Origin of the sequence: Enterobacter sp. CM29, from assembly GCF_013179605.1 — a bacterium.
Taxonomy (GTDB): Bacteria; Pseudomonadota; Gammaproteobacteria; order Enterobacterales; family Enterobacteriaceae; genus Enterobacter; species Enterobacter intestinihominis.
This window is the reverse complement of the sequence record NZ_JABMCU010000112.1, coordinates 1-14,408: the sequence shown is the minus strand read 5'-3', so window position 1 is coordinate 14,408 and position 14,408 is coordinate 1. Positions and strand designations below refer to the sequence as shown.

General features: G+C 55.5%; 16 protein-coding genes. 8 read left to right on the top strand and 8 right to left on the bottom strand.

The window, feature by feature from the left end; all coding sequences use genetic code 11:
- Positions 1-951 (bottom strand): glycoside hydrolase family 3 N-terminal domain-containing protein (locus HP459_RS14515; protein ID WP_301540995.1); only part of this gene is annotated, 951 nt, incomplete at its 3' end.
- A gap of 189 nt (positions 952-1,140) precedes the next feature.
- Here HP459_RS14515 and dld point away from each other — a divergent pair.
- Together dld and HP459_RS14505 are read left to right on the top strand one after the other, a co-directional pair.
- Positions 1,141-2,898, top strand: coding sequence for a D-lactate dehydrogenase (gene dld / locus HP459_RS14510; protein WP_171936383.1), 1,758 nt, complete (start codon positions 1,141-1,143; stop codon positions 2,896-2,898).
- 101 nt (positions 2,899-2,999) lie between these two features.
- Entirely contained in the window at positions 3,000-3,554 is a 555-nt protein-coding gene (locus HP459_RS14505; protein ID WP_171936382.1) for a GNAT family N-acetyltransferase, read from the top strand.
- Between the two features lie 105 nt (positions 3,555-3,659).
- On the opposite strand, the gene pbpG is transcribed toward HP459_RS14505, so the two are convergent.
- Together pbpG and HP459_RS14495 are read right to left on the bottom strand one after the other, a co-directional pair.
- Positions 3,660-4,583, bottom strand: a complete 924-nt coding sequence (gene pbpG / locus HP459_RS14500; protein WP_171936381.1) for a D-alanyl-D-alanine endopeptidase — start codon at positions 4,581-4,583, stop codon at positions 3,660-3,662.
- A 167-nt stretch (positions 4,584-4,750) separates the two neighbouring features.
- Entirely contained in the window at positions 4,751-5,338 is a 588-nt protein-coding gene (locus HP459_RS14495; protein ID WP_003859296.1) for a Yip1 family protein, read from the bottom strand.
- Positions 5,339-5,495: 157 nt separating this feature from the next.
- Here HP459_RS14495 and HP459_RS14490 point away from each other — a divergent pair, with 157 nt between their 5' ends.
- Positions 5,496-6,068, top strand: coding sequence for a DedA family protein (locus tag HP459_RS14490; RefSeq protein ID WP_022648686.1), 573 nt, complete (start codon positions 5,496-5,498; stop codon positions 6,066-6,068).
- Between the two features lie 101 nt (positions 6,069-6,169).
- Here HP459_RS14490 and HP459_RS14485 read toward each other — a convergent pair whose 3' ends face one another.
- Together HP459_RS14485 and mdtQ are read right to left on the bottom strand one after the other, a co-directional pair.
- Positions 6,170-6,934 (bottom strand): SDR family oxidoreductase, encoded by a 765-nt coding sequence (locus HP459_RS14485; protein WP_022648687.1) that lies wholly within the window; start codon positions 6,932-6,934, stop codon positions 6,170-6,172.
- A 50-nt stretch (positions 6,935-6,984) separates the two neighbouring features.
- Entirely contained in the window at positions 6,985-8,403 is a 1,419-nt protein-coding gene (mdtQ, locus tag HP459_RS14480) for a multidrug resistance outer membrane protein MdtQ (protein WP_171936380.1), read from the bottom strand.
- A gap of 205 nt (positions 8,404-8,608) precedes the next feature.
- Between mdtQ and yohP the strand changes: the two genes are divergently transcribed.
- Positions 8,609-8,692, top strand: coding sequence for a small membrane protein YohP (gene yohP / locus HP459_RS23690; RefSeq protein WP_000698460.1), 84 nt, complete (start codon positions 8,609-8,611; stop codon positions 8,690-8,692).
- Positions 8,693-8,737: 45 nt separating this feature from the next.
- On the opposite strand, the gene dusC is transcribed toward yohP, so the two are convergent.
- The gene (gene dusC, locus HP459_RS14470) at positions 8,738-9,673 is read right to left on the bottom strand and encodes a tRNA dihydrouridine(16) synthase DusC (RefSeq protein ID WP_171936379.1); all 936 of its coding nucleotides are present in this window, start codon (positions 9,671-9,673) and stop codon (positions 8,738-8,740) included.
- 168 nt (positions 9,674-9,841) lie between these two features.
- Here dusC and HP459_RS14465 point away from each other — a divergent pair, with 168 nt between their 5' ends.
- From HP459_RS14465 to sanA, 4 genes are all read left to right on the top strand, one after another.
- Entirely contained in the window at positions 9,842-10,237 is a 396-nt protein-coding gene (locus HP459_RS14465; protein WP_171936378.1) for a CidA/LrgA family protein, read from the top strand.
- Positions 10,234-10,929, top strand: a complete 696-nt coding sequence (locus tag HP459_RS14460) for a CidB/LrgB family autolysis modulator (RefSeq protein ID WP_022648691.1) — start codon at positions 10,234-10,236, stop codon at positions 10,927-10,929. Before HP459_RS14465 ends, HP459_RS14460 begins: the two co-directional genes overlap by 4 nt.
- 128 nt (positions 10,930-11,057) lie before the next feature.
- Entirely contained in the window at positions 11,058-11,942 is an 885-nt protein-coding gene (gene cdd / locus HP459_RS14455; RefSeq protein ID WP_022648692.1) for a cytidine deaminase, read from the top strand.
- 127 nt (positions 11,943-12,069) lie between these two features.
- Entirely contained in the window at positions 12,070-12,780 is a 711-nt protein-coding gene (sanA, locus tag HP459_RS14450) for an outer membrane permeability protein SanA (RefSeq protein ID WP_022648693.1), read from the top strand.
- 127 nt (positions 12,781-12,907) lie between these two features.
- On the opposite strand, the gene mglC is transcribed toward sanA, so the two are convergent.
- On the bottom strand, positions 12,908-13,918 hold the full coding sequence (gene mglC / locus HP459_RS14445) for a galactose/methyl galactoside ABC transporter permease MglC (protein WP_022648694.1): 1,011 nt from the start codon (positions 13,916-13,918) through the stop codon (positions 12,908-12,910).
- Between the two features lie 15 nt (positions 13,919-13,933).
- On the bottom strand, positions 13,934-14,408 hold a 475-nt coding region (locus tag HP459_RS14440), incomplete at its 5' end, for an ATP-binding cassette domain-containing protein (RefSeq protein WP_171936377.1).

Below are 14,408 nucleotides of genomic sequence, written 5' to 3'. Positions count from 1 at the left end.
CATGTTGATCCCGGACTTGAGCGCCACGCGTACCGCATCTTCCGGGTCAGACGCTGTGCCGTGCTTGATCAGCTCTTTAATCGCCCCGTGATCCGAAACGGTGATGCCCTTGAAGCCCCACTGGTCGCGCAGCACATCTTTCAGCAGCCACGAATCGGAGGTGGCAGGCGTGCCGTTGAGAGAGTTCAATGCCACCATCACCGCGCCGCTGCCCGCGTCCAGCCCCGCTTTGTACGGCGGCATATAGTCGTTAAACAGGCGCTGCGGACTCATGTCCACGGTGTTGTACTCTTTGCCGCCTTCCACCGCGCCATAGGCGGCGAAGTGCTTGACGCTGGTCATCACCGAGTAACGATCTGCCATACTTTTGCCCTGCATCGCTTCCACCATGGTTTTGCCCATCGTGGCGGTTAAATAAGTATCTTCCCCAAAGCCCTCCGAAGCACGGCCCCAGCGCGGATCGCGGGAGACGTCTACCATCGGCGCCCAGGTCATGTTCAGGCCGTCGTCTGCGGCTTCATATGCCGATACGCGCCCGACGGTTTTCACCGCATCGAGGTTAAAGGAGGAGGCTAAGCCGAGGCTAATCGGGAAGACGGTACGCTGGCCGTGCACCACGTCGTAGGCGAAGAACAGCGGAATTTTCAGGCGGCTCAGTTCCATCACCTGATCCTGCATTTTGCGGATATCCTGGCGGGTAACGGTGTTAAAAATGGCTCCTACCTGCCCGTCTTTGATCATCTCGCGAATGGCTTCTTTCGGGTTATCCGGGCCGACGCTGATCAGGCGCAGCTGGCCGATTTTCTCATCGACCGTCATCTTTTTGAGTAAATCCGTGACAAAGGCGTCGCGGGCTTCAGGCGTGAGCGGGTGATTACCAAACAAATCCTCTGCCAGCGCAGGTTGCAGCGCCAGGCTGACGGCGACACCTACATAACATAGCCATTTCATGTTGTTATTCTCTCTCATCAATAACCGCGGGAAGCACCCGGCCAGACCGTGCGAAAAGCGCAGTGTGCCACAAAGCCTGAAAACCTTGCAGGGTTATTCTCTGATTTTTCTCATGAATACCCGACCGCTCAACGGCTAATCGCGCTATGCTTTACAGCGAGAAATTTGCCCCACCACAAGGAGTGGAAGATGTCTTCTGTTCGAACTAACGATAACACTACTTTTATTAACGAACTGTCGCGCCTGGTTGGTCACTCTCACCTGCTTACCGACCCGGCCAAAACCGCCCGCTACCGTAAGGGCTTTCGCTCCGGCCAGGGCGACGCGCTGGCGGTGGTCTTCCCCGGTACGTTGCTCGAACTGTGGCGCGTGCTCAGCGCCTGCGTTGCGGCAGACAAGATTATTTTAATGCAGGCTGCTAACACCGGCCTGACTGAAGGCTCCACGCCGAACGGCAACGATTACGATCGTGACATCGTGATTATCAGCACCCTGCGCCTCGACAAACTGCACCTGCTGGACAAGGGCGAACAGGTACTCGCCTTCCCCGGCACCACGCTCTACTCGCTGGAAAAGGCGCTTAAGCCGCTGGGTCGCGAACCGCACTCGGTGATCGGCTCTTCGTGCATTGGTGCCTCGGTGATCGGCGGGATCTGCAATAACTCCGGCGGCTCGCTGGTGCAGCGCGGCCCGGCCTACACGGAGATGTCGCTGTTTGCCCGTATCGATGAAAACGGCAAGCTGACGCTGGTTAACCATTTGGGGATCGATCTGGGTGTAACGCCAGAGCAGATCCTCAGCAAACTTGACGATGACCGCGTGAAGGACGAAGACGTTCAGCACGATGGCCGTCACGCGCATGACCACGATTACATCACCCGCGTGCGCGATATCAATGCCGATACGCCAGCGCGCTATAACGCCGATCCGGCTCGCCTGTTTGAATCCTCCGGCTGCGCGGGCAAGCTGGCCGTTTTTGCGGTGCGCCTCGATACCTTCCCGGCAGAGAAAAAGCAGCAGGTGTTTTACATTGGCACCAATCAGCCGGAGGTGCTGACGGAGATCCGCCGTCATATTCTGGCCGAGTTCACTCACCTGCCGGTGGCGGGCGAGTATATGCACCGGGACATTTATGACATCGCTGAGCGCTACGGCAAAGATACCTTCCTGATGATCGACAAGCTCGGCACCGACAAAATGCCGTTCTTCTTCACCATGAAGGGCCGCACCGACGCGATGCTGGAGAAAGTGTCGCTGTTCAAACCGCACTTCACCGATCGCTTTATGCAGAAACTGGGCAACGCCTTCCCGGCGCATTTACCGGAGCGGATGAAGACCTGGCGCGATAAGTATGAGCACCACCTGCTGCTGAAAATGGCCGGGGACGGAATTGCCGAAGCGCAGAGCTGGCTCACCGAGTTCTTCAAAACTGCCGACGGGGATTTCTTCGCCTGCACGCCGGAAGAAGGCAGCAAAGCCTTCCTGCACCGCTTCGCCGCGGCGGGTGCGGCTATCCGTTATCAGGCTGTGCATTCCGAAGAGGTAGAGGATATTCTGGCGCTGGATATTGCCCTGCGTCGCAACGATACCGAGTGGTTTGAACATCTGCCGCCGGAGATTGACAGCAAGCTGGTGCACAAGCTCTATTACGGCCACTTCATGTGCTATGTCTTCCACCAGGATTACATCGTCAAAAAAGGGGTGGATGCGCATGCGTTGAAAGAGCAGATGCTGGCGTTGCTGCACGAGCGTGGCGCGCAATATCCTGCCGAGCACAACGTGGGGCATCTGTACAAAGCGCCGGAGACGCTTAAACAGTTTTATCGCAAAAATGACCCTACAAACAGTATGAACCCCGGCATTGGTAAGACAACGCGGAAGAAATACTGGAAAGAGAGTGCCGAAACAGAGAAGCACAATACGCAAGCCTCTGATGAACGCCTATAGCCAAATTTAAGAGATTGTTAAGCTCTCCTCAATCGTACTAGAGTATCTGCCTGTGCCAGAGAAACGTTTCTCTGGCTTTCCAAACAAGGAGCGGGCAGAACATGTCGGCTGTAGAGATTTTACCCGAAAATGAAATCGAGGTGCGCGACGCCCTTCCTGACGATGCACATGCCATCTCGGCGATATACGCCTGGCATGTGCTTCATGGCCGTGCGTCGTTCGAGGAAGTTCCCCCCACCGTCGATGAGATGCGTCAGCGGATGAAGAGTGTGACCGACAGCGGTTTACCGTGGCTGGTTGCGCTGTATCGCGGCATTGTCGTCGGCTATTGCTACGCCACGTTTTATCGTCCACGCCAGGCCTACCGGTACACCCTTGAGGAATCCATCTATGTGGATGCCAGCACCACCGGGCGCGGGTTTGGTACGGCGCTGATGGATGCCCTGATTGCACGGTGTGAGCAAGGTCCCTGGCGGCAGATGATTGCTGTGGTCGGTGACGGAAACAATAATGCGGGATCGTTACGGCTGCATAAAAAACATGGCTTCGAGGTTGTCGGTCAACTGCGCAGCGTAGGGTATAAGAAGGGCGACTGGCGGGATACGTTGATCATGCAGCGTCCACTCAACGATGGTGACTGGACGCTGCCGGAGTAGGCGCTTTCGCCCGGTGGCGCTCCGCTTACCGGGCCTACGTATCGGGGCCGCTTTAGGGCCGTAGGCCGGGTAAGGCGAAGCCGCCACCCGGCACAGACAGGCGACTCAGTCGTTCTGCGCCGTCGCCATCTGTTCCGCTTTCTGCTTTTTATACGCCAGCGCTGAAGCCGGCACCGGCTGCACTTTCCCGGTTTCAATCCAGGTGCGCAGGCGGCTGGCATCCGCAAAGTGGGTATATTTGCCGAAGGCATCCATCACCACCAGCGCCACTGGTTTACCGTTAAACACGGTGCGCATCACCAGGCAGTGCCCTGCCGCATTGGTGAATCCGGTCTTGGTTAACTGAATATTCCAGTTATCGCGATACACCAGATGGTTAGTGTTGCGGAACGGCAGCGTATACACCGGGTTAGAGAATGTCGCCATCTCCTCACGCGTGGTGCTGAGCTGACCAATCAGCGGGTATTGCTTACTGGCGATCAGCAGCTTGGTTAAATCACGCGCCGTCGAGACGTTATGGATCGACAGACCGGTTGGCTCCACGAAATGGGTATTTTTCATCCCCAGCGCTTTGGCTTTGGCATTCATCGCGCGGATAAACGCGTCGTAACCGCCAGGATAATGGTGGGCAAGGCTCGCCGCCGCGCGGTTCTCTGAGGACATCAGCGCCAACAGCAGCATATTTTTACGGCTGATTTCACTGTTCAGACGCACGCGAGAGTAGATCCCTTTCATCTCTGGCGTGTGGCTGATATCCACTTTTAGCTTTTCGTCCAGCGGCAGTCGTGCATCAAGCACCACCATCGCGGTCATGACTTTGGTTATGGAAGCGATCGGGCGCACCAGATCCGGGTGACTGGCGTAGATCACCTTGTTGGTCTTCAGGTCAACGATCATCGCGCTGCCGGACGCAATCTGGGGTTGCGCAGCAGCGGTGGCAACTGCGGGCGTTTTGGCGATGGCTGGCGCGGTAGCGGAGACGCCCAACAGTAGCGCAAGACTAAGGAGTGACACTCGAAATTTCAGCATGATGAGACTTCTGATAATGATTCACGCACGTTATGACGTACACCGCCTGTGTCGACGGATAAACACAGGCTGGCTTCGGCATCATAGCGGTCACCGTGCGTTGTCGCCAGCGGAGAATCATAACCAGATGCTGCATTGCTGGCATTTACGCCAGCAATGCAGGGGACTTAAAAGAGACGGTATCCATAACCCCAAAGAATAACTGTCAGGGCCAGTAGCGCCTCAAGGACCAGCACGCCGATGGCAAGCGTAGAGCTGGAGAAGCTCAGGCCCTCTTCTTTATTGATGTTGAGGAAGGTTGGCACTCCTACATACAGCAGATAACCGGTGTAAAAGAGGGCAACCGTACCGATCAGCGCGCACAGCCAGACCAGTGGATAGAGCGCAACAATACCGCTTAAGAACAGCGGGGTCGCGACGTATCCGGCGAAGACCATACAGTGTGCCAGCGACGGGCGTTGCGGATAGTTGCGCGCCATCCAGTGGATGACCCGCCCCATTACCGCCACCCCGGCCAGCATCAGGCCATAAAACAGAATGGCCAGGTACAGTCCGGTAAACCAGGAAAGCTGAACCACGGTGCCGTCACCAAAGTTCCAGCCTATTTGCGTAGTACCAATAAACGCGCAGACCACCGGCACCGCTGCCATCAGCAGGACGTGGTGGGTGTAGTGATGCGCGACCGTTTCGTTCTCGTTACGGATGACCTGCATTTCACGATCGGGATGGGAGAAAAGTCCCCAGACATGGTTCATAACGCCCCCTTGTTGTCGGCCCGTCAGCGATAGCTAAAGTATAATGCAGGCTTTAGATTATTTTATGTACAGTGGGAAATTTCCGTTGATTGCCGCGTGGTTGATGGATGGGGTATATGATTAACGCAGGCACAGTAAGGGAGATGACATTTACTTAATGGATATCAACGGTCTTATTGAACAATATGGATACGCCGCGCTGGTCATCGGCAGCGTGGCAGAGGGTGAAACCATCACGCTGCTGGGCGGAGTGGCCGCACATCAGGGATTGCTGAAATTCCCGCTGGTGGTCGCCGCCGTCGCACTGGGCGGTATGATTGGCGACCAGCTGCTCTACTTTCTGGGTCTGCGCTTTGGTCCGACGCTTTTACAACGTTTTGCTAAGCATCAAAAGAAAATTCGTCGTGCTCAGCGGCTTATCCAGCGGCATCCCTATATGTTTGTGATTGGCACCCGCTTTATGTATGGCTTTCGCATCATTGGGCCAATACTGATTGGCGCGAGCCGCTTACCGCCGAAAATTTTCCTGCCGCTGAACATTATCGGGGCGATTGCCTGGGCGTTGATTTTTACCACGCTTGGCTACGTGGGTGGCGAAGTGATAGGCCCGTGGCTGCATAATCTCGATCAGCATCTTAAACACTGGGCCTGGCTGATCCTGGTTGTTGCGGTGGTGATTGGGGTACGGCTGTGGCTCAAGCATCGTGAAAAGCGGCGGGATGAAGAGTGAGTGCGGCCTGCTGCCCCTCACCCTACCCCTCTCCCCAAAGGGGAGAGGGAACTTTATACACCCTCTCCCCTTTGGGGAGAGGGCTGGGGTGAGGGGAATGTTTATTCTGCTGGCTTAAACTGCGGATTCGCCAGCATAAAACCGCCGTCGACGATAAACGACTGCCCGGTGGTGTAGCTGGCGTCGCTGTCACACAGCCACGCCACCAGGCTGGCTATTTCTTTGGTATGCCCTGGCCGTGCCAGCGGGATTTCCGGCATTGAACCTTCTTTCACTTCGCTGTCGTCCATATCATTCATCGGCGTGGCGATCGCACCAGGCGCAACGGCGTTCACCAGAATCTTATGTTTAACCAGCTCCAGCGCCATCGATTTTGTTAACCCGCCCAGCGCATGTTTGGCCGCCGTATAGGCGCTGGCGTCCGGCAATGGTGTATGTTCATGCACCGAGGTGATGTTCACGATCCGCCCCCCTTCTCCCTGCTTCACCATCTGACGCGCCGCGATTTGCGAGCAGAGAAACGCGCCGTCCACGTCAACGGTGAATATGTGCCGCCAGTCGTCAAACGACAGGTCCAGAAATGGCGCTTTGTTCATCGCCCCGGCATTGTTAACCAGCACATCCAGCCGCCCGAAACGCGTAATCAGGGTTTCAATGGCCTTTGCGCCTTCCGGCAAATTGCTTAAGTCGAGCTGGATGGCCTCGGCACGCTGCCCGCGCGCTTCAATTTCACGGCAGGTTGCCAGCGCCCCTTCCTCATCTGAATGCCAGGTCACCCCGATATCAAACCCGCGTTCGGCCAGCATCAGGGCCGTCGTTTTGCCAATTCCTGAATCCGATGCGGTAACAATTGCGACTCGCGTCATACTCACCTCCTGAAAATCTGCAAAGAGGTAAGTATAGATAATGCGCGATTTTAGCTGTGATGATATCCGCCACCCAGCGCGGAGGTGAGCTGGAGCGTGGCATCCACGTACTGACCTTTCAGCATCAACCCGGCAATACGCTCTTTAAGCGCCGGAATTTTTGCTTCACTCACCCGCGAGCCGGCAATGATCCCCGCGCTGAAGCGCGCCTGTGCCAGCGCAACGACGCGCGCCGCATCTTTTTCGATCTGCTGCTGGTGCTGATTTTTGGCGGTCAGGGTTTCCACTTCGCTGGCCGTCCGGGCAACCTGGTTTACGGCGTCCACTACGGCCTTGTTGTAGTTCGCCACGGAAAGGTTGTTTTGCGCCTGGGCGATATCCAGGTTCGCATTTAACCGACCACTGTCAAAAATTGGCAGCGTCAGACCCGCGGTTACGCCCATTTGCTGAGCAGATGAGCGGAACAGGTCGCTAAGGTGCAACGCATCCTGCTGCAAGAACGCCATCAAATTGATGTCAGGGTAGAACGCGGCTCTGGCGGCATCCACTTCGCTCATGGACGCTTCGATATACCAGTGCGCCTCCTGCAAATCCGGGCGGCGAGCCAGCAGCTCATAACCGAGCGTTGACGGCAGCGACGCCTCTGCGTCAGGTAAGGCATGCCGGGCGAGCGTGACTGAAGGGGTATTGGTCAATGCATTCAGACGCGCCTCAATGGCCTTCATTTTGCCGTGCACGTCAGCGAGCTGTTCATCGGTTTTGCTGGCATTGATATCTGTTTCAACGCCTTCCACCGAGGAGGTAATGCCGTGCTGATAAAGCTCACGATCGGCACCGATGATATTTTCCTGCTCCCGTTTGATCTGCGCGAGCACGTCACCTACCGCGGCCTCGGTCTGCCAGTCCCAGTACAGCCGCGCGACGCTGCTGGCGAGCAGCTGTCGGGTCTGCTCCAGCTCCGCTTTTTGCGCATTCACCTTACCGATGCGGGCCTCAATTTGGGCGCGGTTTTTACCCCATAAATCCAGATCCCATCCGGCCGTCAGACCAAAGGTGCCGTTGGTGTACCAGGGTCCGGTTGTCCCCGCCGCCGGGTCAGTCAGGGCGAATGGCCCCATCAGCCCCTCTGCCGACATCTTTTGCCGTTCCACATCTGCGGAAAAATCCATTTGTGGACCATCAGCAGCGACAGCGGCTTTCGCCTGTGCTTCTGCCAGGGCGATGCGCTGCCGGGCAATTTGCATATCCGGTGCATCCGCCAGCGCTTTAGCAATCAGCGCGTTAAGCTGAGGGTCATTAAAATCTTTCCACCATTCGTTTTTTGGCCAGTCGGCATGACTTAGTTGGGTATTTACAGCAGCGGCGGCGGCTTGCGTTTTCACTGGAGACACCGTGGCATGTTCTGGCGCGCAGGCGGACAGCATAAAAATAAGGGGAGCACTCAGAGATAAAGTAAGAGAACGTTTCATTACGCCATAAACTCAAAAAAAATAAAGGCGCAACTTACGCTTACTGACGTTCCGTTTTTTAGTAACGCGTGGCAATCCGCATATTGTTATACATTTTCATATCCGGAAATTTATTCCCCAAGCGAATGATTTATTTTCACCTATTCATACCAATTATGAATTGACTGCTACACTTACTGACGACAGACATACGCAGGAGAGGCGAATGAAAATATTATTATGGGCTATTTTGATTATATTTCTGATAGGGCTGCTGGTGGTAACCGGCGTATTCAAAATGATTTTCTGATACGTTTTCCCGGCTCCGCGCCGGGCAAACGTATTCACACTTCACTCAGTGCTTCGACTGGATCACACGGGCAATATCCGCCGACGTCTGTAGCGTACGGATCTCCTGAAATAATCCCAGCGCGTCGTCGTACTCTTTCCGTAAATAACTCAGCCACTGCTTAATGCGCGCGACATGATACAACCCGGTATCGCCCTGCTTTTCCAGCCGCGTGTATTTTTGCAGGAGTTTCACCACGTCCGCCCACGGCATCCGCGGCTCATTGTATTTCACCACCCGGCTGAGGTTCGGCACGTTCAGCGCACCGCGGCCAATCATCACGGCATTACAGCCGGTCTCTTTGAGGCAGGCCTGCGCGCTCTCATAATCCCAGATTTCGCCGTTAGCAATCACCGGAATAGTAAGCCGTTTGCGGATCTTGCCAATCGCCTGCCAGTTAATGCGCTCGGCTTTATAACCATCCTCTTTGGTTCGCCCGTGCACCACCAGCTCGGTGGCGCCCGCCTGCTGCACCGCGTCGGCAATTTCAAACTGCCTGTCGCCGCTGTCCCATCCCAGACGCACTTTGACCGTCACCGGCAGATGCGATGGCACCGCCTCACGCATGGCCTTTGCGCCGCGATAAATCAATTCCGGATCTTTGAGTAACGTCGCCCCGCCGCCGCTGCCGTTGACCAGCTTTGACGGACAGCCGCAGTTAAGATCGACACCGTACGAGCCAAGCGCTACCGCGCGGGCGGCGTTTTCCGCCAGCCACTCAGGATACTGGCCGAGCAGCTGGACGCGCACCAGCGTACCGGAGGGGGTGCGGCTCTGACGATGCAGTTCCGGACAGAGACGATAAAATGATTTTTCTGGCAGCAACATATCGACCACGCGCAAAAACTCCGTCACGCAGAGATCGTAATCGTTCACCTCGGTAAGCAGCTCGCGCACGAGAGAGTCGAGCACGCCTTCCATCGGGGCCAGTAAAACACGCATTCTGAGTACCTGTGAAAAAAGACGCGCTATAGTAGCTGCTCTCCATGTATGTTGAAAGCCCGGCGTTCCATTCTGGAATGTCTGGTATGCCCAAAATTCATGATGTGATCCGTGGCACATTTTCAGGTTTAATTGTATGATGAATACGTCTCAGCAAGGACTTTCACCATGAGCAAATCACTGAATACTATCTGGCAATACCTTCGCGCCTTCGTCCTGATTTATGCCTGCCTGTACGCCGGCATTTTTATCGCGTCGCTGCTGCCTATTACCATCCCCGGCAGCATTATCGGCATGTTGATCCTGTTTGTGCTGCTGGCATTACAGGTGCTGCCCGCGAAATGGGTCAACACGGGGTGCTTCGTTCTCATTCGCTATATGGCCCTGCTTTTTGTGCCTATCGGCGTTGGGGTTATGCAGTATTACGATGTGCTTAAGGCGCAGTTCGGCCCGATAGTGGTCTCCTGCGCCATCAGTACGCTGGTGGTTTTCCTGGTCGTCAGCTGGAGCTCACACATTGTGCATGGCGAACGTAAGGTCATCGGGGAGAAAACAAAAAAATGATGGCGAATATCTGGTGGTCCCTGCCGTTAACCCTGGTGGTGTTCTTTGCTGCGCGTAAGCTTGCGGTTCGTTTCAAAATGCCGTTGCTCAACCCGCTGCTGGTCGCCATGGTGGTGATTATTCCTTTTCTGCTGCTCACCGGCATTTCTTATGAACGTTACTTCGCCGGGAGCAAGATCCTCAACGATTTGTTGCAGCCTGCCGTGGTGGCGCTGGCGTTTCCTTTATATGAGCAACTGCATCAGATCCGCGCGCGCTGGAAATCCATCATAACCATCTGCTTTGTGGGTAGCCTTGTTGCGATGATCACCGGTACCTCGGTGGCCTTATTGATGGGCGCATCGCCGCAGATCGCCGCCTCTATTCTGCCTAAATCCGTTACTACGCCGATTGCCATGGCCGTGGGCGGCAGTATCGGCGGCATTCCGGCCATCAGCGCCGTGTGCGTGATTTTCGTCGGTATCCTGGGCGCGGTGTTTGGTCATACGCTGCTGAATATCATGAAAATTCGGACCAAAGCGGCGCGCGGTCTGGCGATGGGTACCGCCTCGCACGCGCTGGGCACCGCACGCTGCGCGGAGCTGGATTATCAGGAAGGGGCATTCAGCTCGCTGGCACTGGTGATCTGCGGGATTATAACCTCCCTGCTCGCGCCGTTTATCTTCCCGATTATTCTGGCAGTAATGGGCTAAAATTTGCGATGCGTCGCGCAAATTTCATTTTCATTTCATAAGTTGCATACATAATGAGATTTGGATCACATATAAAGGCCGTACGGCTCCGTACACTACCGATCCATTAACCTTGATGAGGCAACGTCATGCATCCACGTTTTCAAGCTGCTTTCTCTCAGCTTGCCGAGAATTTGCAATCAGCCCTGGCTCCGGTTCTGGCGGATGCGCATTTCCCCGCCCTGCTGACGGCAGATCAGGTCACGACGCTTAAACAGGCAACGGGGCTGGACGAAGACGCGCTGGCTTTCGCCCTGCTACCGCTGGCGGCTGCTTGCGCCCGCGCTGACCTTTCCCATTTTAACGTAGGCGCAATTGCGCGCGGCGTGAGCGGGACCTGGTACTTCGGCGGGAACATGGAGTTTCTCGGTGCGACCATGCAGCAAACCGTTCATGCGGAGCAGAGTGCCATCAGTCACGCCTGGCTGCGCGGCGAAAAGGCCCTGCGCGCCATCACCGTCAACTATACCCCTTGCGGCCACTGCCGCCAGTTTATGAATGAGCTGAACAGCGGTCTTGAACTGCGTATCAACCTGCCGGGACGCGCGCCGCATACGCTGGGTGATTACCTGCCGGATGCTTTTGGCCCTAAAGATCTTGAGATCAAAACCCTGCTGATGGATGAGCAGGACCACGGTTACGCGCTCTCAGGGGATGCGCTCAGCGAAGCGGCCATTGCCGCCGCCAATAAAAGCCACACGCCATACAGCAAATCACCAAGCGGCGTCGCCCTTCAGTGCCGCGACGGCCGCATCTTCACCGGCAGCTATGCAGAGAACGCCGCGTTTAACCCGACGCTGCCTCCGCTCCAGGGCGCCCTGAACCTGCTCAGCCTGAACGGGTATGACTACCCGGATATTCAGCGCGCGATCCTCGCTGAAAAGGCCGATGCACCGCTGATCCAGTGGGACGCGACCGCAGCCACGCTGAAAGCGCTGGGCTGTTCAACCATCGACCGCGTGCTGCTGGCATAATCTGTTCGGCGGGCAAATTTGCCCGCCAGTCTGACGAAAAACCCCTCAGTTGAATCGCTGTTTCTTGCGCTAACCAGGCGGGTACAGTAGCCTGAGGGAAATTTCATCATCGGTACGAGCCATCTGCATGTTAAAGCGCGTGTTTTACAGCCTGTCTGTCCTGGTAGGCATACTGCTGTTGATCGTGCTGGGTCTCGACCGCTGGATGAGCTGGAAAACAGCTCCCTACATTTTTGATGACCTACAGGACCTCCCCTACCGCCAGGTTGGCGTGGTGCTTGGCACCGCCAAGTATTACCGCACCGGCGTCATCAATCAGTATTATCGGTATCGTATTCAGGGCGCACTGAACGCCTATAACAGCGGCAAGGTGAACTATCTGCTGTTAAGCGGCGATAACGCCCTGCAAAGCTATAACGAGCCGGTGACGATGCGCAAAGATTTGATTGCCGCAGGCGTCGACCCGGCCGATATCGTGCTCGACTACGCCGGATTCCGCACCCTTGATTCCATCGTGCGCACCCGCAAGGTGTTCGACACCAATGATTTCATCATCATCACCCAGCGTTTCCACTGCGAGCGGGCGCTGTTTATCGCCCTGCATATGGGGATCCAGGCCCAGTGCTACGCCGTGCCGTCGCCAAAAGATATGCTGAGCGTACGCGTACGTGAGTTTGGCGCCCGTTTTGGCGCGCTGGCTGACCTGTACCTGTTCAAGCGTGAACCGCGCTTTTTAGGCCCGCTGGTGCCGATCCCAACGATGCACGAAGTGCCTGAAAATGCGCAAGGCTATCCGGCGGTTACGCCGGAGCAGCTGCTGGAAATGCAGAAGAAGTAATAACTGATGTCGGGTGGCGGCTTCGCCTTACCCGACCTACGATCGCGATTTTGTAGGCCCGGTAAGCGTCGCGCCACCGGGCAAAAAAAGGCCCGCTACGTGAGCGGGCCTTTCCATTCTGAAGAACTTATTTCTTACGCGCGTACTTCAGTGAATCCAGGGCAACCGCGAAGATAATGATCGCGCCCTTGATGATGTACTGCCAGTACGGGTTCACGCCGATGTAGGTCAGGCCGTAGTTGATCACGGTGAAGATGATCACACCGGTCACCACGCCCAGCACGGTACCCACGCCGCCGCTGAAGGAGACGCCGCCGACCACGCAGGCCGCAATCGCATCCAGTTCGTACATAAAGCCGAGGTTGTTGGTGGCAGAGCCGATACGGCCTGCTTCCAGCATCCCGCCGAAGGCGTAGAACACACCGGACAGGGCATAAATCATCAGCAGGTTCAGAGCCACGTTGACGCCGGAGACTTTCGCCGCTTCCGGGTTACCCCCGATAGCAAAGATGTTTTTACCGAAGCGGGTTTTGTTCCACAGGATCCAGACGAACGCCACCGCAATCAGCGCATAGAAGGTGATATAGGAGAGACGGAAACTGCCCAGCGCAACAAACCCCTGCGTGAAGGTCGAGAAGCCGCTTTCGAAGCCAGAGATTGGAGACGCGCCGACGAAATCGTAGTACAGGGAGTTGATACCATAAACGATGATCATCGTGCCAAGCGTGGTGATGAATGGCGTCACGTTCAGGTAAGCAATGATGATGCCGTTAATCAGGCCAATTACCGCGCCGATGGCGCATACGATCAGGATCACCACGAAAATCGGCATGGTCGCCATCTCCGGGAACACCTTGTTGGCGTTTTCCATCGACTGCAACAGGGTTGCCGCAATAACCGCCGCCAGACCCACCTGGCGCCCTGCCGAAAGGTCTGTCCCCTGGGTAACGATGAGCCCAGCCACGCCCAACGCGATGATAATACGTACGGAAGACTGGGTCAGAATATTACTTAAGTTCAGCAGACTTAAGAACGTTGGGTCCTGGAAAATAATTATCGCCAGCAAGACTAAAAGAACAACGTAAATACCGCCTTCTTTCAGATAAGTGAGAAAACTTTTTTTATTTAACGCACTCATGAGGAGCCCCTGATCTTAAAGGTGCAAAGACGCAAGACGCAAAATTTCGTTTTGCGTTGTCGTTTTGGTTTCAACAATACCGGCAACGAGACCATTGCTCATAACCAGAATACGGTCTGTGATCCCTAACAATTCCGGCATTTCGGAAGAAATAATAATGATCCCTTTATCTTTTTTCGCCAGCTCTGCGATCAGCTGGTAAATCTCGAATTTTGCACCCACGTCGATACCGCGCGTAGGTTCATCCAGCATCAGTATTTCAGGCTGGGTTAATAGCCAGCGTCCAATAATGACTTTCTGCTGGTTCCCTCCCGAGAGTGAGCCAATTTGCGTGCGGTGGCCCGGCGTTTTCACGCGCATGGAGTCAATCACCCATTGGGTATCGCTCTTCATGCGGGAATTATCCAGCAACCCGACCTTGTTTTTGTAATTGCGAATATTAGAAATTAACGAGTTAAAGTTAATATCAAGATAAGCGTAAATACCGGTG